Below are 23323 nucleotides of genomic sequence, written 5' to 3'. Positions count from 1 at the left end.
CTCCATGGCCCACTTCAGCCAGTCGTCGAGGACGTCGTCGTCCAAGGTCTCCTCCGCAAGGAGCTGCAGCACCAGCCCTCGCGTTGGCGTCATGGGTACCAACGGCACCAACGCCCCTTGGGGAACGGCACGGACGGCGGCGCGGGCGGCAAGGGCGCCGGTTCGCAACCGACTGGCCGGGCCGGCGGCGCAAGCAGCGGCCCCAACGGAGTGCTCGCCCTCGGGTGGACCACTTAGCCTCTGCATGCGACAGGTTGCACCGGTGACGTCGTGGCTCCTTGCTGTGTCCGGCAGTCCCGCACCGGCACCCAAACGGACCGGAAGGCACGGCAATCCACGACGTACGGTGGCGTTCAGGGAGGCTTGGGTGGTGCCTTCCCTCGCGGAAGGTACTCGGCTACATGGTGGCGCGTTGTTCACTGGCGCGTGTGCGTTCCTCGCGTCGCCATCGTCGGTGGTCGGCCAGGGCGGAGGTGCATGTCGACCGTGAGCTGGACGCACCAACTCCCTTGCTCAGAAGCTTGGTTGTCGCGCGACGTGCGTGGGGGCTGTGAAGAGTTCGGGCGTGACTCTCGGGATTCGGTCACGGGAGCGGAAAACTCGGAGGGCTCACTCGGCGCTTTCGAACAGGTCGGGCGCCGACCTATGCGATGGGAGACCGATCAATGATGTTCACTCTGGTACGGAGCAGAGTGCGGACGGCCGCGCTCGCGCTCTCGGCCGTCGCCGCCCTTGCCTTCGGCGCGACCGTCACGACCGGCGCCGCAGCGGCCCCCGCACCCGCGAAACAGGGGCCGACCTCGGTGGCGTACGTCGAGGTGAACAACAACAGCATGCTGAACGTCGGCAAGTACACCCTCGCCAACGGCGGCGGCAACGTCTTCGACGTCGCCGTGATCTTCGCGGCGAACATCAACTACGACACGGGCACGAAGGCGGCGCGTCTATCCTTCAACGAGAACGTGCAGCGCGTCCTCGACAACGCCGCCACGGAGATACGGCCTTTGCAGCAGAAGGGCATCAAGGTCGTCCTCTCGGTGCTCGGCAACCATCAGGGCGCGGGCTTCGCCAACTTCCCGTCACAGCAAGCGGCTTCGGCGTTCGCGAAAGAGCTGTCGGACACCGTGGCCAAGTACGGCCTCGACGGCATCGACTTCGACGACGAGTACGCCGAGTACGGCAACAACGGCACCGGCCAGCCCAACGACAGCTCGTTCGTGTACCTGGTGACGGCGCTGCGCGCGAACATGCCGGACAAGATCATCAGCCTCTACAACATCGGCCCGGCCGCGTCGCGTCTCTCCTACGGCGGCGTCGACGTCTCGTCCACGTTCGACTACGCCTGGAACCCGTACTACGGGACCTGGCAGGTCCCCGGCATCGCACTGCCCAAGTCGAAGCTGTCGCCGGCGGCCGTCGAGATCGGCGGGACCTCGCAGAGCACGGTCGCCGACCTCGCCCGCCGCACCGTCAGCGAGGGGTACGGCGTCTATCTGACGTACAACCTCGACGGCGCCGACCGCAGCGCCGATGTCTCCGCGTTCACCAGGGAGCTGTACGGCAGTGCCGCCGTCTACACGCCGTAAGGCGACCGCACGCCCCAGTGCGCGGTGTTCCCTCGGGGCTTGCCGCATCCCGTAGAGCCGCGATCCGTGCAGACCGCGCTTTCGACAACGATGTCGGGGGGCGCGGTGCGGGTTGACCATTCACTTTCGTGCGCCCCGCGACGCGGCTGCTGTGCTGGGGCCATGGGTGAGTGCTGTCCCGGGCCGGGGGCCTGATTCATGAGAGCTGAGAGCGCGCTGACCTGGGTGTCTTGCTCACACTGCGCCGACCGCCGGCCGGGGATGGTGCGGTGTCGGTGTCGGTGCCGGCAACGCGATGTGCCATCGGTCGGGAGGTGAACGAGCATGGCCCGTACGTCCCCCGCTCCGCGTGCCCGCCGTCGCAGGCCCATGGGGGAGGTGGTTCTTGGAGTGGACACGCACCGGGACGCGCATGGCGCCGCCTTGCTCTCCTTGCTGGGGGCAAGGATCAGCACCCAGGAGTTCTCGGCCACCGCGGCCGGATACCGCGAACTGCTCTACTCTGCCCGGGGGTTGGGCGTGGCTCGGAGGGGCGGAGTGGAGAGGGCCGGGTCCTTCGGGGCGGCCCTGTCCCGCTACCTGCTGACCCAGCGAGTGGGAGTGTGCGACGGGAACCGGCCCGAATGACATGCCGTCAGTATCTGGCGAGCGTAACGATGCGTGCGGCGGGAGCGCAGGAGCGAAGGCTTGCCCAAAGCCTGCCGGCCTGATCTGCGGCACCGGGGTTTTGAAAAGGACCAGGTGATCGGCTGGCGAGCATCGGCCTGACCGCCACCGAGATCGCCGAGGCACGGCTGCGCTCAGCCGTCGAGGGCGGCATGTCACGGTCGATCAACGCCACCCCGCGGCCAAGGAGGTCTTCGCCGAGCGTGGCCTGCTCCCCTTCACCAACCTCGGCTGACCATCAGATGTCGTCTTTTGGGGCCGGTCAGTCCCAGAGGCGGGCAGTGTCGAGGCTGAGAGCGTAGGCGCCGTCGGGCCCGGCGACCGTGAGGCGGGAGCCGGGGGAGAGGGCGAGCGCACGGCACGGAACGAGAAGAGGGATCGGGCGCATGCGGCTGGTGAGGATGTGCCACAGATGGAGCGTCCCGTCGTTCCAGGCGACTGCGAGGACGGGGCCGTGGGGGGTGGGGGCGGCGGTCATAGCGGTGACGAGAGCCGGGCGCTGTTCGACCGGGACCGGCATGGGATCGGCGGAGGTCTCCCAGAGTCGGACCGTGCCGTCCATGGCCGCGCTCATCACCAGGGTGTGCCCGTCGTCGGGGAAGGCCAGGCAGGCCACGGCGGTGACGGGGGCCGCGTGCAGGGAACGGGTGCGCGGGCCGGCATAGTGGGCCGCCGGATCCCAGACGTGGACGCTTCCCTGCTCGTCGCCGATGACCGTGATACCGCTGCGCAGGCAATGGCCGATGGCTGAGGGCGTGACGTCCGGGTTCTTGAGAGCGGCCTGTCCGTGGTGGGTGGCGATGTGGTCGAGGACGCCGGTGGGATCGTCCCCGGTGGGGTGCAGGGTGCCGGTGTCGGTGAGCAGGAGCAGGGACCCGTCCTGGTGCACGGCGATGCCCTGCGGGCGGGCCGAGCTCGGCGGGGGAGAGGGGGCGGGTGCGGCGCTCCGGCCGGTGGCCGCGTCGAGCAGGGTGACGTCGCCGAGCGGGTCGGCGGCACACAACTCCCCCTGTTCGGACGGTACTTGTGCCAGCGCGGTCATGGCCGAGTCCGGCCGGGCCCAGACGGCCGTGAACACGTGGGCTTCGGCGAGGGGCAGCAGATAGCGGGCGAGGCCGGGGCTCGGGCCCAGCGCGGCGGTGTGGAGAATGGCGGCGCGCTCGGCGGGGCTGTGCTCGGTGTCCGACAGGTGGGGAGCTGCCAGCCGCCAGGTGTGCCGCAGTCCCGGCGGGGCCGGTATGCGCTCATCGGCCAGGCAGGCCGCGATGGACACCGACGAGCCGTGGAGCAGGAACCCGGGGTCGGTGAGCAGGGCACGGACGGCGTGCTCGGCGTCGGGGGCGAGCAGCGCCTGGTCGAGGGCGTGTTCGCGGACGGCCTGCGGAGCCTGGTCCCAGAGCGGGCGGCCGTCGGGGGTGCGGGGGAGCTGTGTGGTGAGGTCGACCTTCGGCGGCTCTGCGAGGGGCCCGGATGGTGTGTCGCCGACGTGGAGGGTCTCGACGGATGCGGCTTTCGCCCAGCCGTCGAGGAGGTCGCTGTTCCCGACCTCGACGAGGGCACGGGTCCCGGGAAGCTCCAGCAGGGGGACGAGGAGGTCCTCGACCAGGGTTGCCGGATGGGCCGGTGGCCGGTCGGTGGGGCCGCGTCCGGAGCGGTGGAGGTCCGGTACGAGCAGCAGCAGGGGCCGCTGGTCGACCATGAGACGGTCCAGCAGCCGGGCCGGCGAGAGCGGGCCGTAGCCGAGTTGCCGGCCCAGCTCCCAGGCGAAGGCGTCCGTGAACAGCCCCTCCGCGAGGACGGCCGCGTGGACGACGGTGCGGGGGTGGCCGGCCGAGCCCATGAGGAACCAGGCCAGCAACTGGCTCTTGCCACTGCCCTTCGTGCCCCGGACCAGGCAGACCCTGGGGCGCTCCGGGGAGGTGTCGGCCGCCCAGTTCAGCAGCGCCGGTCCGTGGGCCGCCGCGACTCCTTCCAGCGGCGGCCAGGTAGCGATATCGGGACTGGCCGGTGCGGGGGCGGTGCTCATCGTCCGGCCGCCGATTCGTTCGGATCGCCCTGTCCGTCGGCGTTCTCGCGCAGGCCCTGGATGCCTGCGGCCCGTGAGTCGGCGGACTCGCCGTAGGGGAAACTGTGCGTCATCTCCGCGTGCGGAAAGACCTGTGCCAGCCACATCGAGCAGTAATGGCCGGGCATGAAGCAGGGCTCCAGATCGGTGTGGACGCGCAGGACTTGTTCCGGCTCGACTCCGGCCGCGTTCAGGCTGTCCCACAGCCGCTCCTCGGGATGGAGGGCGATGGCGCCGGACCGGGTGACGATCTGCTTGCCGCCGGCGGCGTCGACGTACTCGAAGGCCGCGTAGTTCTCGACGCTCGCAGTGTCACGGATGTCGTCCAGCACCAAGGGCCACCAGTTCTCCCGCCCCGCGAACGCCTCCGGATCGTTCGCCTTCAGACGCTCCGCCAACCCGTCGAAGGCCGAAGCGGCGGTCTGTGGCCGGTCGGTGCTCAGGATGACGCGCAACGCCTCGCGTAGCTCCAGCAGGCCGGCGGCGAAGGCTTCGGGGGAGGAATTGACGAACCGGTCGGCTTCCTCGAAGTCCAGCAGCACCGCCCGTACCGTGCCCTCGGCGTCGGCGCACAGTTCGAAGCCGTGGTCGCTGCCCAGCCGCGCCCAGGCCGCGTATTCCGCGCGGGCGACGAGGCGCCCGGTCGCGGCGGCGTATTCGCCCAGCGGTACCGGGTCCTGCTGAAGGGTGGCGAAATAGGGGCCGACCCGCCACGGTACGGAGATTCCGGCAAGGCGGTACGCCGGCGTGCCGACGGGATCTTCGGGACCAGTCGGCCCGAAGGTCCGCAGGGATGCGTCTTCAGTCACCGGGGCGGCGCTCCTTGGGCGGCGTTCTCGTATCTGCCGGACGGCTCATCAGTAGTATTCGGATTCGGGATCCACGATGGATGTAAGGACATCGAACCAGCGGGATTCCGGATTTTCCAGTGCGGCGGGGTCGATGGACCTCATCGCGGCCTCGGTGCGGGAACGAGCGCCCTCGGGATCGAAGAGCTCGTCGTCGCCCTCCCATTCGAAGTCGAAATGGGGGCGCTCGGCCTGGAGGATGTACAGGAAGTGGACGAAATGCCGGAGCTTGCTGTTGAAGAGGTAGATTTCCCCGTCCTGCGGCAGGCACTGGACCTTGCCTGTTTCCGGGTCGAGCACGATGCCGTCATAAGGGATCTCGCCCAGCGAAATCCATGTGTCGGCGCCCAGCGGGACCTCGGAATAGCGGTCCGCGAGTTCCCAGTCGTAGTCCTCTTCGATCCGCCGGAACCGTTCCCCCAGCTTGTTGTCCAAGCCGAACCACGGGTTCTTCCCCACGGGGAGCCCCAGGGTGCGCAGTACTTCTCTGGCGTCCGGGTCCGCTACGGCGTCCAGCCGGCCCTCCGGGACGGTGATGAGCTCGGCCGTGGTGAACACGGTCTCAAGCGCTTGGCGGCTGAGGTCAAGAGGACTGGTGGTCATGCGCCGTTCCTGTCGCTGGGTAGGTCTGGTGAGAAGTCTATCTACCGGCTCTCAGTCCGTCGAGATAGTTCTCCATCGCCGTATTGCCGACGGCTCTCGACGCCGGGGTATTCCCGTATTCGACGCTGTGTGTGACCTGTACATGGGGGAGTCTCTCGCCCATCCATGCCGAGCAATTCGCCGCCGGGCCACAGGGCGCCCGTTCCGTATAGAGCTCGCGTATTCGGCCCCCTTCGCCCTGTCTCAGGAACGGGGTTCCAATCATCCGTTCCGAATGGGCGCCGACATTCACTCCGTCGCTCCGGTGGCTTCGGCCGACGAGGATGAAGTCTCCTTTGCCATTTGCACCGGTAACCCGGCTTGCGGCGTAGTTGTTGCTCGTGAACGCACCGGGTTTTTTGGTGCCGTAGCTCTTGTCCGCGTGGCGGGCGAGCTGGGTGGCCTGGGCGAGGTCCGAACTCCCCAGCGGTACCTGTGTGGAGGACGCCGTGGGCCGCGGGTCGACCTTCCCCTCCTGGTCGTTCTTGAGGCGAGCGAGCCGCTCGCCTCGCTTTGGACCCCCGACCGACGAACTCTGGAGCCCCAGCCGCTCATTGTCCTCTGCTGTCAGCGGCTGCTTCTTGTATTTTTCCTCCGGGGTCTTGGCGTGGGGATTGTGTTCCAGCCGACTGATGTTTCCGGCGTCGTCAAGGTGGTATACCGGCGTCCCTTCGGTCCTTGGGCGCTTGGCAATTCTCTCCAGCTCGGCCGCGTGCTTGGCGTCGTTCTCCAGATGATTGTCAGCGACCCGCTTCAGCCGGTTTCCGGTGTCGTGGTAGAGGTTCTTGACGGCCTTTCCGGCGTCCTCGCCCAGGGTTTTGACGAGTTTGCTCGCGCCGCCATCCAGCGCCTTGACGATCGGATTGGTCATGTGAAGCTGACCCCCGCGGCCTTCGTGCTGAATTCGGCAGCGTGCGATGCCACCGTCCGCGCATGGCTGTGCAAATGTTCCACGCGAGCGTGTACGGCCTCGGGGTGGATGGAGAAACTCTCCCCCGCACGCCCCCCTCCGCCGCCGGCGGAGACGCCGAGGGCGGATTCGGCGGCCTGGAAGACGAGGCCGCTCACCGCCTTGCCGACCGTCTCCACCAGGGGGTTGATGGCCGCCTCGATGACCTGGCCGATGATGTGCTGCTCCAGCTGCTGCACCAGGTAGTCCATGAGCTTTTCGGCTGCCTCGATGACGAGCGCCTCGGCCGCCTCCGCGAGCCCGAGGGTAGCGACTGCGGCGGCCTGGTCGGCGATGAACGTGATGGCCAGAACGGTGAGTTCGGCGATCGCCTCCAGCTTCATCGCCACGATCGTGGTGGCCGCGATATCCAGTGCGTCGGCCACCGTGTGACAGGCGTTGACCAGCTCCGTCATGTGACCGTCGGACATCTGGCCCCACTTGGCCAGCAGCGCCTCGTACGACGCGCCCTGGTACACGTCTTCCAGCTGCTTGATCGTGGCAGTGGAGTCCTTGTGGGTGTCATCCACCTTCTGCGCGAAATCCCGTACATGGGACGCGAACTCGCGGACCTTGTCCTCATTGATGTCCGGCCAGTTCACCCCGATGAACTGAAGGAACGACACCACCTGGCCAGGCAGTTCGATCGCCAATGTGATCCCCCCGCCACATCTCGACTCTCGCCAGAGTCGCGCACGGTCGGTCGACTGACGGCAAGGTGAGGGCAAAGTTTCGACAAGGAAACGCTTCTTCGCTCACCCGGACCGGACTGAGGCGGCGTCGGAGCAGGCACGACGCGTAGGAGCGGGCCATCTTCTCCGGCAGGGGAGGGGCAACCGGATCCGGTGGATGCGCAGGAGGCGGCACGGGCGGTGCTCAGCGGCCGTGCTCGCTCCCAGGCCAAGGCCGGGGATGGGCCGGTGCACTGCGCCTGTCTGTTCAAACTGGCCGAGGACTGCGCTGTCAAGGCCACTGGAGCCAGGCCAACGGGACAGGCTCGCGGCTAAACGGCGTGATCGCAGTGGCGGCCACTTGATGCTCCGTCAATTGGTCGCCAGTGGGGAGTCTCAACTGGCCACTAACAAGAGACCCATCGGACACCGCTTGGACGACAAGTTCCCCCCATCGGGCAGCAGCTTTCAGCGGTCCGGTTCGCCGCTGCTGAGGTTAGCGGCGATGGTGGTCAGTCGGTCCATCTTGTGGGCCGTGACCATCGGACTCCTGACCATCAACCTGGTCTGGAAGATCAGCGTGGACAGCGCGGTGGCCTCCGCCGTCGTCGCGATGCTCGCCGTCGTCCACTCCCCGTGGTGGCTGCTCGCCTACATCCTCACCGCAGCCGTGTGCTGGTCCCGTGTGGCACTGACGTACCACACCGTCGCCCAGACGGTGGCCGGCGCGTCCCTCGGCGCCGCCACCGCCGCGGCGTTCCTCCTGGCCTGACACCCGAACAGCAAGGAGCCCCGGACAGTGCGTCCGGGGCTCCTTTGCATTCAGCGCGCCGGCGCTCAGTGCTGGAGGCGCACCGTCACGTCGTACAGCCGCGTGATCTCTGCCGGGCTCTCGCTGTCCGTCCGTCACCAGGAGGAGCTTCGGCCTGCCACCGCGTTCCCGGCCGGCGATCGTCCTCCGCGGTGTACGCCCACTGTGGAGCCGGCCGGAAGTCGTGGCGGCCGTGACGCTCCCAGTCTGGAACCAGCGCGTGTTCATGCCGTCGGTCGTCAGCCGGCCTTCCATCGCGGCGACGAGCGTCCGGCCGCCGTGGTCGAGAGTCAGGCCCTCCGAGGGCGCGGCTCAAGATGCCGTGCCCGGCCGGAACAGTAAGTCACCCCGCCCCATACGGCCGAGGACGAGCCGCGATGCAGGCCGCTACGCCTACGCCTCGATGATGCTGGAGGTGGGGGAGTCCGTGGTGACTGTGGCGCGGTGGCTCGGGCACTCCTCGCCGGCTGTCACGCTCGGTTACTGTGCTCGCTTCATGCCGGAGGCCGGAAGCAAGGGCGCACCGCCATTGACGGACTGCTCGAGAGGAAGGGGGATTCACCGTGCCGGTAGAAACTCCCCAGATTCTCCCCAGGGCTGTTCGCGGCGGATTCACTGGCTGTGCGGGTCCGGATTTAATTATGGATTGTAAGGCCGTTGGGTCGGATAGCCTGGGAAAATGCTCACAGAGGTCATAGCGACGCGCTACGTCACGCCCTTGCGTGAGGGCGGATCGCTCCCGGGGATCGTCGAGGCCGACGACCTCGGTACATACATCATGAAGTTCACCGGTGCAGGTCAGGGCCGTAAGACCCTGGTGGCCGAGATCATCTGCGGGCTGCTGGGGCGTCGGCTCGGACTGCGGGTGCCGGAGCTGGTCCAGATGCAGCTCGACCCCGTGATCGGGATGGGCGAGCCCGACCAGGAGGTGCAGGAGCTCCTCAAGGCCAGCGGCGGACTGAACCTCGGGATGGACTACCTGCCCGGATCGCTCGGCTTCGACCCGCTCGCCTTCGAGGTGAGCTCGCGCGAGGCGGGCCGCGTGGTGTGGTTCGACGCGCTGATCAACAACGTCGACCGGTCTTGGCGCAACCCCAACATGCTGGTCTGGCATGGCGAACTGTGGCTCATCGACCACGGCGCCACGATGATCTGGCACCACAACTGGCCCGGCGCGGAGAAGGCCGCGGTCAAGCCGTTCAACGCCTCCGACCATGTGCTGGCCGGCTTCGCCCCGGATGTCGCAGCGGCCGCGGCCGAGTTCACGCCCCGTATCACCGAAGAACTGCTCACCGAGATCGCCGCCGAGGTCCCGGACGAGTGGCTGGCCGACGAGCCCGGCTTCGACTCACCGGACGAGGTGCGCCGCGCCTACATCAGGACGCTGCTGTCCCGCGCCGAAATGATCAGCGACCACATCACTCTCGGGGACCGCACCGAGGACCGCCCGTCGCAGGCACCGGAATGGCTGGCGGGCAAGCTGGCGCGGAAGGTAGTGAAGTGAGCGAGCGTAGCGAGCGAACCATGAGGAGGCGCGCGCCTCGCGAATGCGAGGCCGAGCGGAGCGAGGATTCGGCATGAGCGGTCTGCACAACGGGCGCGATGTGTTCGAGTACGCGCTGCTGAAGGTCGTGCCGCGGGTCGAGCGGGGCGAGATGATCAACGCCGGGGTGATCGTGTACTGCCGCGCCCGGCACTTCGTCGAGGCCTGTACCTCTCTGGACGAGGCCCGGCTGCTGGCCCTGGACCCCTCGTGCGACATCGAGGGCGTACGGGCCGCGCTCGCCGCCGTCGAGGGTATCTGTCATGGCGGCGAGCGGGCCGGACAGGCGGCCGGGGACGACGCGGGGCGCCGCTTCCGATGGCTGATCGCGCCGCGCAGCACCATCGTCCAGCCAGGGCCCGTCCACACCGGCCTGACGACCGACCCCGCCGCCGAGGTGAAGCGGCTGCTGGAGCTGCTGGTGCGCTGAGCCGCAGGAACACCGCGTAAGGGCGCCGGGCCCGTCTTCGGACGGGCCCGGCGCCCTTACGTCAGCGGGTGCATCGGGTGAGGTGGGTTACGGCGCGGCTGCGGGGCGTTGACAGCAGGTGGCCGGGCTTCTAGCGTCAGCCCTACTAAGCGGTTGCTCACCTGCCCGACCGGTGCGGCGAGCCGCTTTCGAGGTTTCGAGGGTGAGGAGAACCCGCATGTCCACCACCGAGCAGCGCGTCGCCATCGTGACGGGCGCGGCCCGCGGCATCGGCGCGGCCACCGCCGTACGCCTGGCCGCCGAGGGCCGCGCCGTCGCCGTACTCGACCTCGACGAGGCGGCCTGCAAGGACACCGTCGAGAAGATCACCGCGGCGGGCGGCAAGGCCATCGCGGTGGGCTGTGACGTCTCCGACGAGGCCCAGGTCGAGGCGGCCGTCGCGCGCGTCGCCGAGGAGCTCGGCGCGCCGACCGTCCTGGTCAACAACGCGGGCGTGCTCCGCGACAACCTGCTCTTCAAGATGAGCGCTGCCGACTGGGACACCGTCATGAACGTGCATCTGCGCGGTGCGTTCCTGATGTCGAAGGCCTGTCAGAAGCACATGGTCGACGCCAAGTTCGGCCGGATCGTCAACCTCTCCTCCAGCTCGGCGCTCGGCAACCGCGGCCAGGTCAACTACTCCGCCGCCAAGGCCGGTCTGCAGGGCTTCACCAAGACCCTCGCCATCGAGCTCGGCAAGTTCGGCGTCACCGCCAACGCCGTGGCCCCCGGCTTCATCGTCACCGACATGACGGCGGCCACCGCCGAGCGCGTCGGCATGGGCTTCGAGGACTTCCAGGCCGCGGCCGCCACCCAGATCCCGGTGCAGCGCGTCGGCAGGCCGGAGGACATCGCCAACGCCATCGCCTTCTTCACGGGCGAGGCGGCCGGGTTTGTGTCCGGCCAGGTCATGTACGTCGCCGGCGGCCCGCTCAACTGACCGTCCCACCGACTTCAGGAGTACAGGACATGACCGAGCAGGACAGCGCGCTCCCCGAGCTCAGCGGCAAGGTGGCGCTGGTCACCGGTGCCAGCCGGGGCATCGGCTACGGCATTGCCCAGGCCCTGGTGGCCCGCGGCGACCGGGTCGTCATCACCGGCCGCAACGAGGACGCCCTCAAGGAGGCGGCCGAGAAGCTGGGCGCGGACCGGGTGATCGGCGTCGCCGGCAAGGCCCACGACGAGGCCCACCAGGCCGTCGCCGTCGAGCGGGCGATGGAGACGTTCGGCCGCGTCGACTACCTCGTCAACAACGCCGGTACGAATCCGGTGTTCGGCCCGATCGCCGATCTCGACCTGGGCGTTGCGCGCAAGGTGTTCGAGACCAATGTCGTCTCGGCGCTCGGCTTCGCACAGCGCACCTGGCACGCATGGCAGAAGGACAACGGCGGCGCGATCGTCAACATCGCCTCGATCGCCGGCCTCGCGCCCTCGCCCTTCATCGGTGCGTACGGCATGAGCAAGGCCGCCATGGTGAACCTGACCCTGCAGCTCGCCCACGAGTTCGCGCCGGTGGCACGGGTCAACTCCATCGCGCCCGCGGTGATCAAGACCAAGTTCGCGGCCGCGCTGTACGAGAACCGCGAAGAGGAGGCGGCGGCCGGCTACCCGATGGCGCGCCTCGGCGTCCCGGAGGACATCGGCGGGGCCGCGGCCTTCCTGCTGTCCGACGCCGCGGGGTGGGTCACCGGGCAGACGTTGGTCGTCGACGGCGGGCTGTTCCTCAACGCCGGGGTCTGACCGCAGGGCCGCCGGGCCTTGCGTTCGTGCGCGCTCCAAGAGGCAGAGTCCGTGGTGCCGGTCCCCACAGGGGCCGGCACCTCCTGCGTCAGCGGACTCCCCAACGGAGACACGCATGCATTACCGCACCCTCGGCGGCAACCAGGGGCGCCGGATCAGCGCCGTATGCCTGGCGGCTAGCCCCGCCCGCCGGACCGCCGCCGGGCGCGGGCCGGCCGGCTTCCGGGCGGTGCTCGGGGTGAGTACGGTGGGGCAGCTGGACGAGTGTCCGGCCGCGCTCGACCTCGCGCTGGATCCCTGCCGGCGCGCCCGCCTCGACACCGCTTGAGGCCCGCGGTCCCGCGCCGGGCCCCGGTTCCGGCGCCCGCGGACCGCGTTGTCAGTGGTCGCCGGTAAGTTCTGGTGACGAGAACGCAACGCACACCGGAGGTTGTTGACGTGGTGACCGACATGCTGCCCGAATCCTGGCGCGGGGTCCTCGGCGAGGAGTTGGAGAAGCCCTATTTCAAGGAGCTCACCGACTTCGTCGAGGAGGAGCGGGCCAAGGGCCCGGTGTACCCGCCCCGTGAGGAGGTCTTCGCGGCGCTGGAGGCCACGCCTTACGACCAGGTCAAGGTGCTGGTCCTCGGGCAGGACCCGTACCACGGCGCGGGCCAGGGCCACGGCCTGTGCTTTTCCGTGCAGCCCGGCGTCAAGACGCCGCCGTCGCTGCGCAACATTTACAAGGAGATGAAGGAGGAGCTGGGCCACCCGGTTCCGGACAACGGCTATCTGATGCCATGGGCCGAGCAGGGCGTGCTGTTGCTGAACGCCGTCCTCACGGTCCGCGAGGGCGAGGCCAATTCCCACAAGGGCAAGGGGTGGGAGAAGGTGACCGACGCGGTGATCCGCGCGGTGGCGGCCCGGCCCGACCCGGCGGTGTTCGTGCTGTGGGGCAATTACGCCAAGAAGAAGCTCCCGCTGATCGACGAGGAGCGGCATGCCGTCGTGCAGGGCGCGCACCCCTCCCCGCTGTCGGCGAAGAAGTTCTTCGGCTCCCGCCCCTTCACCCAGATCAACGAGGCGATCGCCGCCCAGGGCCACGCCCCGATCGACTGGCGCATCCCCGACCTGAAGCAGGGCTGAGCCCCCCGCTCGGGCGCGCCGCCCACGCCGCGCGGAGGTTTCCCCCGGCGGTTAGCGTCGGGGGAAGGGGCCAGGCCGGCGAGCGAGCGCGGGGTGTGTGCGGTGGCGGAGGAGCAACGGGCGGAGGCGCCGCTGGACGGCGTGCTCACCCGGATCGGCCAGGCGATCATGTTGCATCGCGCCGGTGACCGGGAAGAGGCGCGCAACCGCCTCTCCGAGCTGTGGCACGAAATCGGGCCGACGGGGGACGCCTTTCACCGCTGTGCCCTCGCCCACTACATGGCGGACACCCAGGACGACCCGAGGGACGAACTCGACTGGGACCTGCGGGCCCTGGATGCGGCCGAGAGCTTTGTCACCGAACGGCCAGGGGCCCCCGCCCCGGCCCCGGCCTTCGGGGAGTCCGGCTTCGGGGAGTCCGGCTTCGCCGACGGCACCGACCCCCGCCAGCCCTTCGCCGCCCTGCGGGCCTTCTTCCCCTCGCTCCACCTCAACCTCGCCGCCGACTACGTCGCCCTCGACCGCCCGGCCGACGCCCGCGCCCAGCTCCTGCGGGCCCGCGCCTCGACCAGCGGCCTGGCCGACGGCGAGTACCGCCAGGGCCTGCGAGAGGCCATCGACCGGCTGGCGGTGCGGCTGGAGGGGAGCGGGGGAGGGGCGCCCATGGGGCGGTAGCCGCTGCCCCCCTCATTCCCGCAGCACCCCGTTCATTCCCGCAGCATCCCGTCCAGCAGTTCCGTGCAGGAGGCGCGCAGGGCGGCGCGGCCGGGTACGGCGGAGTGGAACTGCCCCGCTGTGCAGGAGAACAGCACACCGTCGCACCAGGCGATCATGCTGAGCGTATGCCGCTCTGGGTCGGTGGAGCCGGCCGCCGTCAGCATCGCGGTCATCGGCTCCCGGAAGGCCCGCCCGGCGCGGTCGTAGAGGGCCCGCAGCTCGGGCCGGCGACTGGCCTCCAGGGCCAGTTCGCAGCGGGCGACGACCAGCTGCCGGTGGCGGGTGAGATAGCGGTGCAGGGCCAGGGAGAGCGCGTCGGCGACGGCTGCCGCCGGGGCGTCGCCCGTGGCGTGCGGCATGTCGCGCGGGGTGAGGACCGCCGCCTCGCGCTCGGCCAGCCGTCGTAGCGCCGCCTCCAGCAGTGCCGCGCGGGTGCGCGCGAGATTCGAGGTGGAGCCCTGCGGCAGTCCGGCCGCCTCGTCCACGGCCCGGTGGGTCAGCCCGCGCATTCCGCGCTCGGCCAGCAGGGTCAGGGCGGCGTCGGCGATCACTTCGTTGCGCGGGGCGCTGCGGGCGGTCATGGCAGGTGAGCCTATCGCGATGACTACAGGTGTAGTAGCGTGAAACTACAGGTGTAGTTGAGTGTCGTGCGGCGGACAGGGGGAGAGATCATGGCTCGGCGTACCGCCATCGTGATCGGGGGAGGCATCGGCGGGCTCACCGCCGCGGTGGCGCTGGACCGCCGTGGCTGGGCGGTCACCGTCCTCGAGCGCGCCGCCGCCCTGGAGCCGGTGGGTGCGGGCATCGGCCTGGCCCCCAATGCCCAGCGCGCCCTGGACTCCCTCGACGCGGGTGACGCGGTCCGCGCCATGGCAGCCCCGCAGACCGCCGGCCTGCTCCGCCTCCCCGGTGGCCGCCGACTGGCCCATACGGACAATGCCGCGGCCATCCGCCGCTTCGGCGGCCCGGTGCTCGTCGCCCACCGCGCCGAGCTCGTCGCACTCCTCGCAGCCCGGCTGCCCGCGGGCGCCGTACGCACCGGTGCCGCGGCCGCACTCGTCGACGCAGGCGATGCGGCACCAGGCGGCCGCCCGGCGCGGGTGCGCATCGACGACGGAGCGGTTGCGGATGACCCGAGCGAGACGGATGACCCGAGCGAGGCGGGTGGCGGCAGGGAGCTGACCGCGGACCTTGTCGTGGCCGCCGACGGCATCCACTCCGCGGTCCGCCGCACCCTCTTCCCCGGCCACCCCGAACCCCGCTACGCCGGCTTCACCGCCTGGCGCTTCGTGGTCCCCGCCCCCGCCACCCCGTACACGGCGCACGAGACATGGGGCGCCGGAAGCATCTGGGGCTCGATTCCGCTGCACGACGGGCGCGTGTACGCGTACGCCACCGCGGCCCTGCCGCCCGGGGGACGGGCCGCCGACGGCGACGAACGGGCGGAACTGCTGCGCCGCTTCGGCGACTGGCACCACCCCGTCCCCGCCCTCCTTGCCGCCGCCGACCCGGCCGCAGTCCTCCGCAACGACGTCCGCAGCGCGGCCGCTCCACCGCCCGCCTTCCACCGGGGACGGGTCGCGCTGCTCGGCGACGCCGTCCACCCCATGACGCCCAACCTCGGCCAGGGCGGCTGCCAGGCCATCGAGGACGCCGTCGTGCTCGCCCATGAGGCCGCACCGGACGGTGATCTCGGCGCCGCGCTCGCCGCGTACACCCGGCAGCGGCTGCCGCGCACCATGGAGGTGGTGCGCCGGGCGGAGCGGATCGGGCGCCTCACCACCTGGCGGTCCCGGCCGGCCTGCGCGCTGCGCGCCGCCCTGATGGCCACCACCGCCCATCTCGCCCCGGACCTCGTGCTGCGCGGCCTGGACGGCATCGCGGACTGGCGTCCCCCGGCCGCCACGTAAGCTTCCGGGACGCGGGTCACATGGACCGCGGCACTCCGCGCGGCACGATCCAAGGAGCGCGGCAGGATCCGCGGCATTATCCAAGGAGAACGAGTGAAGGTCGGCTGCATCGGACTCGGAGACATCGCCCAGAAGGCGTATCTCCCCGTGCTGGGCGCGCAGCCCGGCGTCGAGCTGCATCTGCAGACCCGCACTCCGGCCACCCTCCAACGGGTCGGTGACCTCTGCCGGCTGACCGGCCGGCAGCTGCACACGGACCTGGATTCGCTGCTCTCCGCGGGCCTGGACGCGGCCTTTGTGCATGCGCCGACCGCCGTACACCCCGAGATCGTCAGCCGGCTCATCGAGGCCGGCGTACCGACCTATGTCGACAAGCCGATCGCCTACGAACTCGCCGAATCCGAGCGCATCGTGCGGCTCGCCGAGGACCGTGGAGTCGGGCTGACCGTCGGCTTCAACCGCCGCTTCGCACCGGGATACGCCCAGTGCCGCGAGCATGCCCGTGAGCTGATCCTGATGCAGAAGAACCGCATCGGTCTGCCCGAGGACCCGCGCACCCTGGTGCTGGACGACTTCATCCATGTCGTCGACACCCTGCGGTTCCTCGTCCCCGGCGAGATCGACCACATCGATGTGCGCGCCAGGATCCGGGAGGGGCTGATGCAGCATGTCGTGCTGCAGCTGTCCGGCGACGGCTTCACCGCCATCGGCACCATGAACCGGCTCAGCGGCTCCGCCGAGGAGATCCTGGACGTCTCCGGTCAGGACACCAGGCGGCAGGTCGTGAACCTCGCCGAGGTCATCGACCACAAGGGGCAGCCGAGTGTGCGGCGGCGCGGGGACTGGGTGCCGGTCGCCCGGCAGCGCGGCATCGAGCAGATCGTGCTGGCGTTCCTGGACGACGTACGGGCCGGCCGGCGGCCGTCGGCGCGGGATGCGCTGCGTACGCATGAGCTGTGCGAGCGGGTGGTCACCGAGGCTCTCGCGCAGGGCGCCGCCTGAGCGTCCGCAGTGCCGCGTACGCGCCGGAGAGCACCAGCGCGCCCATCGCCCCGTAGAGTGCCCAGTCGCCGAACCGGGTGTACGGGCTGGTTCCTTGGACCAGCGGCAGATCGTAGACGGCCGCCGCGCTGCGGTCGGTGCCCAGCCGCTCGCCGATCGGCTCGCCCCGGGGGCCGTACACCGCACTGATCCCGGTGAGCGTGGCGTGGACCATCGGGCGCCAGTTCTCCGCGGCGCGCAGCGCGGCCAGTGAGGCGTGCTGGGCCGGTGCCCAGCTGTCCTGGAAGGTCGAGGTGGAGGACTGGGCGACCAGCACCTGCGCGCCGTCGCGTGCCAGATGGCGGCTCATGTCGGGGAAGGCCGTCTCGAAGCACACCAGGGGGCCGATACGGAGCCCGCCCGCGGCGGCGACCGGCATCACCACCTGGTGGGTGCCGCGGATCCGGTCGGTGGTCGCGGCCTTGCCCACCCGGGTCGCCCAGCCCAGGACGGACCGGGCGGGTATGTACTCGCCGAACGGCACCAGCCGCATCTTGGCGTAGCGGTCGCCGGTCGGCCCGCGCGGCCCGATCAGCACCGCGCTCTTCTCGATGCCCGGCCGGCCCGCGCGCCGTGCGTCGGCGTTGACCAGCAGGTCCGCGCCGGTCTGCCGGGACAGCGCGGCGAGCCGGGCGGCGAGCGCCGGGTGGTCGGCCGGATCCTCGTGGAGGCTGCTCTCGCCCCAGACGACGAGGCGTACGCCGCGGCCCGCCAGCGACCGGGTGAGCGCTTCGCCGCGGGCCAGGCGTGCGGTGGGGGTGCCGGTGAGGCCCGGCTGGACGACGGCGATCCGTACGGTTCCGGCGGGGCGGGGAACCGGCGCCCAGTACCAGGCCGCGATGCCCGCCAGGGCGCACACCAGCAGCCCGGCGACGGCCGGCTGCCAGGCCGCGGGGCGGGCGATCAGCTCGACGAGGGCGGTGTTCACGGCCACCAGCAGCAGGCTCACCAGCCACACCCCGCCGATCGACGCCAGCCGCAAGGCGGGCGGCACCTGCCACTGGCCGGCGCCGAGCAGCCCCCAGGGGCCGCCCAGGTACTGCCAGGAACGGACCAGTTCGACCATCAGCCAGCCCGACGGCACCAGCACCAGCGCGGCGGCGAGCCGGCCGGCGTTCGGCGTGCCCGAGAGCAGCGCGCGCACCAGGATCCCCCAGGGCGCCCACAGCGCACCGAGCAGCAGGGCCAGTACGAGGATGAAGACGTGCAGGCTCGGCAGCAGCCAGTGGTGGACGGCCAGCATGAACCCGGCGCCGCCCAGCCAGCCGTCCGCCGCCGCCCGCCGTACCGTCGGCGCCGAGCGCACCAGCAGCAGCCAGGGGACGAGGACGGCATACGACAGCCACCACCAGGACGGGGCGGGAAAGGTGAGCGCCGGCAGCGCCCCGGCCAGTGCCGCGGCCAGGCCCCGCCACCAGGGGGAGCCGAGCCATCGCGCCCGGTCGCCGGGTGGTCTGCGCATACCGTCTCCTTCTCGTCGCGCGGATCGGGCCCCGTCCGCGATGACCTGGCGGGCCGTCCTTGGGGAGCTGGGGGGATCATTCCCCCGTGGGCACCACCTCGCGCCATTTCTCGTGGACGACGACCTCGGTCAGCCGCCAGCCGGCGGGAGTGCGGCGGGCGGCGAAGACATAGCGGCCGGCACAGGTGTAATTGGGGGCCGTGGCGTCGTCTCCGGAGTCCGCCGTGGGGTCGGCGAGGCGCATGGGGTTGAGGTAGTCGGCCTGGATGGTGGCCGTATCACCCGGGGCGCCGTCCCGCAGGGCGAGGGTGATCCGGCGGTTGACGATCAGGTGCTGCCGTATCGCGAACTGACGCAATACGTCGGCGAGCCAGGCCGCGATCTCCGCGGCGCTGCCCTCGATCCCGCCCGCGGACCGGTAGTCGGCCCGACTGCCGTCGGCGAACAGGGCCCGGTAGCCCAGCCAGTCCCCGTCGTCCAGGGCGATGGCGTAGCCGGTGATCAGATCGTCGATCGCGAGGCGGTCCATGACAGTCGAGTGTTCCGCGCGCTGCGTCATTGCCTCAGTTTTCGGCATACGGAGGCCCCCGCCAAGAGAGCGGGGGCCAAGCGGAGCGCCTCTCACCCCACCAGCACCGTGTCCTCGACGGAGCCCTCGCCCGCGTCCCGGCCGGAATCCGGCCCGGTCACCGTCTGGGGAGCCGGCCGGTCCGCCTCCGCGGCGAACTGGGTCCGGTAGAGCTCGGCATACCGTCCGTCGGCCGCCAGCAGGCTCTCGTGTGTGCCGCGCTCCACGATCCGCCCGCCCTCGACGACGAGGATCAGGTCGGCGGCCCGTACGGTCGACAGCCGGTGGGCGATCACCAGGGCGGTACGGCCGTCCAGGGCCTCGGTCAGCGCCTCCTGGACGGCGGCCTCGGAGGTGTTGTCCAGATGGGCGGTGGCCTCGTCCAGGATCACCACCCGGGGATGGGCGAGCAGCAGCCGGGCGATCGTCAGGCGCTGGCGTTCGCCGCCGGAGAGGCGGTAGCCGCGCTCACCGACGACGGTGTCCAGGCCGTCGGGGAGGCTTGCGATCAGCTCTTCCAGGCGGGCGCGGCGCAGCGCGTCCCACAGCTCCTCCTCGGCCGCCTCCGGCTTGGCCAGCAGCAGGTTCTCGCGAATCGAGTCGTGGAAAAGATGCCCGTCCTGGGTGACCATGCCGAGCGCTTCGCGCAGGGAGGCGGCGGTCAGGTCGCGGACGTCCACCCCGGCCAGCCGGACCGCGCCGCCATCGGTGTCGTACAGCCGTGGCAGCAGCTGCGCGATGGTCGACTTCCCGGCGCCCGAGGAGCCGACCAGGGCGACCATCTGGCCCGGCTCGGCGCGGAAGGAGATGTCGTGCAGGACCTGTTCGCCGCCGCGGGTGTCGAGGGTGGCGACCTCCTCCAGAGAGGCGAGGGAGACCTTGTCGGCGGACGGGTAGGCGAAGCGTACGGAGTCGAACTCCACCGACACCGGGCCCTCGGGCACCGCACGGGCGTCCGGCTTCTCGGCGATCAGCGGCTTGAGGTCCAGCACCTCGAAGACCCGCTCGAAGCTGACCAGCGCGCTCATCACCTCGATATGCGCGCCGGACAGGGCGGTCAGCGGGGCGTAGAGCCGGGTGAGCAGCAGGGCGAGCGAGACGATCGCGCCGGGCTCCAGGTGGCCGCGCAGTGCGAGGAAGCCGCCGAGCCCGTAGACCACGGCCAGCGCCAGCGCGGAGACCAGGGTGAGGGCGGTGACGAAGTACGTCTGCACCATCGCCGAGCGGACCCCGATGTCGCGGACCCGACGGGCACGGGCGGCGAATTCGGCGGATTCGCGGGACGGCCGGCCCATCAGCTTGACGAGGGTGGCGCCCGGTGCGGAGAACCGCTCGGTCATCTGCGTGCCCATCGCGGCATTGTGGTCGGCGCCTTCCCGTCGCAGCCCCGCGAGCCGTCGGCCGACGCGCCGGGCGGGCAGTACGAACACCGGCAGCAGGACGAGCGCGATCAGGGTGATCTGCCAGGACAGGCTCAGCATCACCACGAGGGTCAGCAGCAGCGTCACGATATTGCTGACGACCCCGGAGAGGGTGTCGCTGAAGGCCCGCTGGGCGCCGATCACATCGTTGTTGAGGCGGCTGACCAGGGCTCCGGTGCGGGTGCGGGTGAAGAAGGCGATCGGCATCCGCTGGACGTGGTCGTACACGGTCGTCCGCAGATCCAGGATCAGCCCCTCGCCGATGCTCGCCGACAGCCACCGGGTCAGCAGGCCCAGGCCCGCCTCGGCGACCGCGATGACGGCGATCAGCCCGGACAGACGCAGAACGACGCGGGAGGCGTCACCGCCCACGATCGCGTCGACCACCCGGCCCGCGAGCAGCGGGGTGGCCACCGCGAGCATCGCGGTCACGGTGCTCAGCACCAGGAACCACACCAGGCGACGCCGGTGTGGGCGGGCGAACGCCGTGATGCGGCGCAGCGTCCCGCGGGAGAAGCGCCTGCTGCCCTGCTGCGCGGTCATCGTGCTGTGCAGCGAATGCCAGGCGGTGACTTCCATGTCCATCGGGGCCTCCAGAGTGTCGGGGTCGGCACAAGCTCGCCGTGGCTGACCGGCGACATGAAGGAACCTAGGACCTAAACCAATGTTGAGGTCAAGGGATTCCCCGTCGGTCACCCTCCGGGACACGCGTACGGACCGCCGGCCGCGCCCGAACGGGCCCGCCCCTTCACCCCCGCGGCCCGCCGATACGATGACCGCCATGCGGCGCGGGGGAGACGCACCTGAATCAGGGGTGCCCAACACAGCACAGGCTCCGGAAGCCAGGACACTGCTCCTGCCGCCGCGCCTCACGGCCTCGGCCACCGAGCTGCGCGACACCGCCCGCCGACGAGGGCTGCGTACCGTCCAGCTGCCCGGCTTCGCCCTCCCTGACGGGCTGCGCGCCACACATCTGCACGCCGGGCCGTCCTTCGCCGACGCGGTGGCGCGCCCGCTCGGCATCGCTCCGCTGGAGGCCCCGCAGCGCTGGCTCGCCGAGCTGCCCCGCGACCTCGTACGTCGCGAGATCCGGGCGGTCCCGATCCGCGACGCGTACGCCCTGCGCCGGCCCGTCTTCGTCAAATCGCCCAACGACAAAGGCATCCGGGCCATGGTCTACGCCGATGGCTCCCGGCTGCCCGGCGCCGACGCCGTCGACCCCGACACCCTCGTGCTGATCTCCGACGTCGCGTCCTTCAGCGCCGAATACCGCCTCTACCTGCTGGACGGCGAGGTCCGCACCGGCAGCCGCTACGCCGAGGACGGGCGGCTCAGCCTCGGCCCGCTCACCGCGGACGCCGCCGCCTTCGGCGCCGAACTCCTCGCGCGCTGTGGCGCCGGCCTGCCCTCCGCGATCGTCGTCGACGTCGGCCGCCTCGACGGCCACTGGGCGGTCATCGAGGCCAACGCGGCCTGGGCGAGCGGGCGCTACACCAGCGACCCGGACCTGGTCCTGGACACCGTGCTGCGTGCCGCGGGCCCGGTGGCGCGGCTGACGGCGCGCGACCGGCCGTTCGTCAGGGCGACGGCGCGCTGACCGGCCGGGTGCGGCCCGGAGGCGGGGCGGGTCGGGCGGACCGGTAACTTTCGGTGGTGACTACCGCCTGGTCCGAGACCCTTTCCCTGCTGCTGTTGCTGGGTGTACTGGGCTTCGCCGTACGGCGGCCCCGCGGCGCTCCCGAGGCGGTCGCGGCGGTTCCCGCGGCGGCGATCGTCGTCCTGACCGGCGCGGTGTCACCGTCCGATGCCTGGTCGCAGGTGCACAGCCTGCTGCCGGTTGTGGGGTTTCTCGCCGCGGTGCTGGCACTGGCGTACCTCTGCGCCCGCGAGGGCGTGTTCGAGGCGGCGGGCGCCGCGCTGGCCCGGCTGTGCACCGGCCGCCCGCGACGCCTGCTGGCCGGGGTGTTCGCGCTGGCCGCGGCGGTGACCGCGGTGCTCAGCCTGGACGCGACGGTGGTGCTGCTGACACCGGTCGTCCTGGCCACCGCGGCCCGTGCCCGCGCCCGTGCCCGCCCGCACCTGTACGCCTGCGCCCACCTGGCCAACTCCGCCTCGCTGCTGCTCCCGGTCTCCAACCTCACCAATCTCCTGGCACTCGGCGCCGCCGGGCTCTCCTTCACCCGTTTCGCGGCACTGATGGCGCTGCCGTGGGCGATCGCGGTCGCCGTCGAGTACGTCGTCTTCCGGCGCTTCTTCGCCCATGACCTCGACGCGGTCGTGGGCCGGACCGGGCGCACACGCCAGGACGCGGCCAGGGAGCACGAGGACGCGGCGGGGGAGAAGCAGAACGCGGCGGGGGAGAAGAACGCGGCGGGGGAGAAGGGGGCGGAGCGGAAGGATCCGCCGCTGCCGGTCCACGCCCTCGTGGTCCTGGCCCTCACCCTCGCCGGGTTCGTGGTGACCTCCTTCGCCGGGATCAACCCCGCGTGGGCGGCGACGGCCGGTGCCCTGGTCCTCGCCGTCCGTGCGCTGCGCCGCGGCGAGACCACCGTGCGGCGGCTGGTGGCAGCGGCGAACCCGTTGTTCTGCCTCTTCGTGCTCGCCCTGGGCATCGTGGTCAAGGCCGTTGTCGACAACGGGCTGGGCGACGCCGTGGCCCAGCTGCTCCCGGACGGGTCGTCGCTGCCCGCGCTGCTCGGGCTCACCGCGTTCGCCGCGCTGCTCGCGAACCTGATCAACAATCTTCCGGCCGTTCTCGCGCTGCTGCCCGTCGCGGCCGAGTCCGGCGCGGGCCCGGTCCTGGCGGTACTGATCGGTGTGAACGTCGGCCCCAATCTGACCTATGTCGGATCCCTGGCCACCCTCCTGTGGCGGCGCATCCTGCACGGCCACGACACCACCCCGACCCTGTCCGTCTTCACGGGCCTCGGCCTGCTGACGGTCCCGGCGACGCTGGTGCTGTCGACGGTGGGGCTGTGGGTCGCGCTGCGTGTCATCGGCACCTGATGGCCGACGTCCGGTGCCGGGACCGACCCGACGGCTATTTCCAGCCACGCGGCGTACGGAATCTGACGGCTGCGGCCCTGGAG

22 protein-coding genes and 1 pseudogene are annotated in these 23323 nt (G+C 70.9%); 14 read left to right on the top strand and 9 right to left on the bottom strand.

Going from position 1 to position 23323, the window contains the following annotated elements:
* Positions 1–668 precede the first annotated feature (668 nt).
* Together ACZ4S3_RS35445 and ACZ4S3_RS35440 are read left to right on the top strand one after the other, a co-directional pair.
* Positions 669–1586: an endo-beta-N-acetylglucosaminidase H gene (locus ACZ4S3_RS35445; RefSeq protein ID WP_467942112.1), complete on the top strand. Its 918-nt coding sequence runs from the start codon at positions 669–671 to the stop codon at positions 1584–1586.
* Between the two features lie 390 nt (positions 1587–1976).
* Positions 1977–2213 carry a hypothetical protein gene (locus tag ACZ4S3_RS35440; RefSeq protein ID WP_467942044.1) on the top strand — a complete coding sequence of 79 codons (237 nt, stop codon included), beginning with the start codon at positions 1977–1979 and terminating at the stop codon, positions 2211–2213.
* A gap of 301 nt (positions 2214–2514) precedes the next feature.
* On the opposite strand, the gene ACZ4S3_RS35435 is transcribed toward ACZ4S3_RS35440, so the two are convergent.
* Genes ACZ4S3_RS35435 through ACZ4S3_RS35415 form a run of 5 tightly spaced genes read right to left on the bottom strand, consistent with a single transcriptional unit; the run spans position 2515 to position 7409 of the window.
* Positions 2515–4278, bottom strand: coding sequence for a WD40 repeat domain-containing protein (locus ACZ4S3_RS35435; protein ID WP_467942042.1), 1764 nt, complete (start codon positions 4276–4278; stop codon positions 2515–2517).
* Positions 4275–5126, bottom strand: coding sequence for a nucleic acid/nucleotide deaminase domain-containing protein (locus ACZ4S3_RS35430; RefSeq protein WP_467942040.1), 852 nt, complete (start codon positions 5124–5126; stop codon positions 4275–4277). Before ACZ4S3_RS35430 ends, ACZ4S3_RS35435 begins: the two co-directional genes overlap by 4 nt.
* 48 nt (positions 5127–5174) lie before the next feature.
* Positions 5175–5768 (bottom strand): SUKH-4 family immunity protein, encoded by a 594-nt coding sequence (locus ACZ4S3_RS35425; protein ID WP_467942038.1) that lies wholly within the window; start codon positions 5766–5768, stop codon positions 5175–5177.
* A 37-nt stretch (positions 5769–5805) separates the two neighbouring features.
* A complete protein-coding gene (locus ACZ4S3_RS35420) occupies positions 5806–6678 on the bottom strand; it encodes a nucleic acid/nucleotide deaminase domain-containing protein (RefSeq protein WP_467942036.1) in 873 nt (290 codons plus the stop codon).
* Positions 6675–7409, bottom strand: a complete 735-nt coding sequence (locus ACZ4S3_RS35415; protein WP_467942034.1) for a WXG100-like domain-containing protein — start codon at positions 7407–7409, stop codon at positions 6675–6677. Before ACZ4S3_RS35415 ends, ACZ4S3_RS35420 begins: the two co-directional genes overlap by 4 nt.
* Positions 7410–7953: 544 nt before the next feature.
* Here ACZ4S3_RS35415 and ACZ4S3_RS35410 point away from each other — a divergent pair.
* From ACZ4S3_RS35410 to ACZ4S3_RS35375, 8 genes and pseudogenes are all read left to right on the top strand, one after another.
* A pseudogene (locus ACZ4S3_RS35410) lies at positions 7954–8199 on the top strand (hypothetical protein); the annotation flags it as partial.
* 718 nt (positions 8200–8917) lie between these two features.
* On the top strand, positions 8918–9742 hold the full coding sequence (locus ACZ4S3_RS35405; protein WP_467942032.1) for a HipA family kinase: 825 nt from the start codon (positions 8918–8920) through the stop codon (positions 9740–9742).
* Positions 9743–9815: 73 nt separating this feature from the next.
* Complete coding sequence (locus ACZ4S3_RS35400; RefSeq protein WP_467942030.1) at positions 9816–10211, top strand: DUF3037 domain-containing protein; 396 nt, start codon at positions 9816–9818, stop codon at positions 10209–10211.
* 217 nt (positions 10212–10428) lie between these two features.
* Positions 10429–11190 (top strand): 3-oxoacyl-ACP reductase FabG, encoded by a 762-nt coding sequence (fabG, locus tag ACZ4S3_RS35395; protein WP_467942028.1) that lies wholly within the window; start codon positions 10429–10431, stop codon positions 11188–11190.
* A 29-nt stretch (positions 11191–11219) separates the two neighbouring features.
* A complete protein-coding gene (locus tag ACZ4S3_RS35390) occupies positions 11220–11990 on the top strand; it encodes an SDR family oxidoreductase (protein ID WP_467942026.1) in 771 nt (256 codons plus the stop codon).
* A 115-nt stretch (positions 11991–12105) separates the two neighbouring features.
* Positions 12106–12318, top strand: coding sequence for a hypothetical protein (locus ACZ4S3_RS35385; RefSeq protein WP_467942024.1), 213 nt, complete (start codon positions 12106–12108; stop codon positions 12316–12318).
* Between the two features lie 122 nt (positions 12319–12440).
* On the top strand, positions 12441–13115 hold the full coding sequence (locus ACZ4S3_RS35380) for a uracil-DNA glycosylase (protein WP_467942109.1): 675 nt from the start codon (positions 12441–12443) through the stop codon (positions 13113–13115).
* A 102-nt stretch (positions 13116–13217) separates the two neighbouring features.
* Positions 13218–13790, top strand: a complete 573-nt coding sequence (locus ACZ4S3_RS35375; RefSeq protein ID WP_467942022.1) for a hypothetical protein — start codon at positions 13218–13220, stop codon at positions 13788–13790.
* 32 nt (positions 13791–13822) lie between these two features.
* Here the strand turns inward: ACZ4S3_RS35375 and ACZ4S3_RS35370 are convergent, their stop codons facing one another.
* Positions 13823–14413 carry a TetR/AcrR family transcriptional regulator gene (locus tag ACZ4S3_RS35370; RefSeq protein ID WP_467942020.1) on the bottom strand — a complete coding sequence of 197 codons (591 nt, stop codon included), beginning with the start codon at positions 14411–14413 and terminating at the stop codon, positions 13823–13825.
* A gap of 90 nt (positions 14414–14503) precedes the next feature.
* Between ACZ4S3_RS35370 and ACZ4S3_RS35365 the strand changes: the two genes are divergently transcribed.
* Both ACZ4S3_RS35365 and ACZ4S3_RS35360 read left to right on the top strand, forming a co-directional pair.
* Positions 14504–15742, top strand: coding sequence for an FAD-dependent monooxygenase (locus tag ACZ4S3_RS35365; RefSeq protein WP_467942018.1), 1239 nt, complete (start codon positions 14504–14506; stop codon positions 15740–15742).
* A 93-nt stretch (positions 15743–15835) separates the two neighbouring features.
* Positions 15836–16744 carry a Gfo/Idh/MocA family protein gene (locus ACZ4S3_RS35360; RefSeq protein ID WP_467942016.1) on the top strand — a complete coding sequence of 303 codons (909 nt, stop codon included), beginning with the start codon at positions 15836–15838 and terminating at the stop codon, positions 16742–16744.
* Here the strand turns inward: ACZ4S3_RS35360 and lnt are convergent.
* The 3 genes from lnt to ACZ4S3_RS35345 all read right to left on the bottom strand — a co-directional run bounded on the left by lnt (position 16713) and on the right by ACZ4S3_RS35345 (position 20819).
* Positions 16713–18245 (bottom strand): apolipoprotein N-acyltransferase, encoded by a 1533-nt coding sequence (gene lnt / locus ACZ4S3_RS35355; protein WP_467942014.1) that lies wholly within the window; start codon positions 18243–18245, stop codon positions 16713–16715. The two genes, ACZ4S3_RS35360 and lnt, sit on opposite strands and share 32 nt — an antisense overlap.
* 76 nt (positions 18246–18321) lie before the next feature.
* Positions 18322–18804, bottom strand: coding sequence for a nuclear transport factor 2 family protein (locus ACZ4S3_RS35350; RefSeq protein ID WP_467942012.1), 483 nt, complete (start codon positions 18802–18804; stop codon positions 18322–18324).
* 62 nt (positions 18805–18866) lie between these two features.
* Complete coding sequence (locus ACZ4S3_RS35345; protein WP_467942010.1) at positions 18867–20819, bottom strand: ABC transporter ATP-binding protein; 1953 nt, start codon at positions 20817–20819, stop codon at positions 18867–18869.
* A 196-nt stretch (positions 20820–21015) separates the two neighbouring features.
* On the opposite strand from ACZ4S3_RS35345, the gene ACZ4S3_RS35340 reads away from it, so the two are divergent.
* On the top strand, positions 21016–21831 hold the full coding sequence (locus ACZ4S3_RS35340) for an ATP-grasp domain-containing protein (RefSeq protein WP_467942008.1): 816 nt from the start codon (positions 21016–21018) through the stop codon (positions 21829–21831).
* Between the two features lie 56 nt (positions 21832–21887).
* The gene (locus ACZ4S3_RS35335; protein WP_467942006.1) at positions 21888–23240 is read left to right on the top strand and encodes an SLC13 family permease; all 1353 of its coding nucleotides are present in this window, start codon (positions 21888–21890) and stop codon (positions 23238–23240) included.
* Positions 23241–23323: the final 83 nt, after the last annotated feature.

It is taken from the genome of Streptomyces sp. NPDC028368 (genome assembly GCF_055565615.1).
This window is presented reverse-complemented; position numbering and strand designations above follow the sequence as displayed.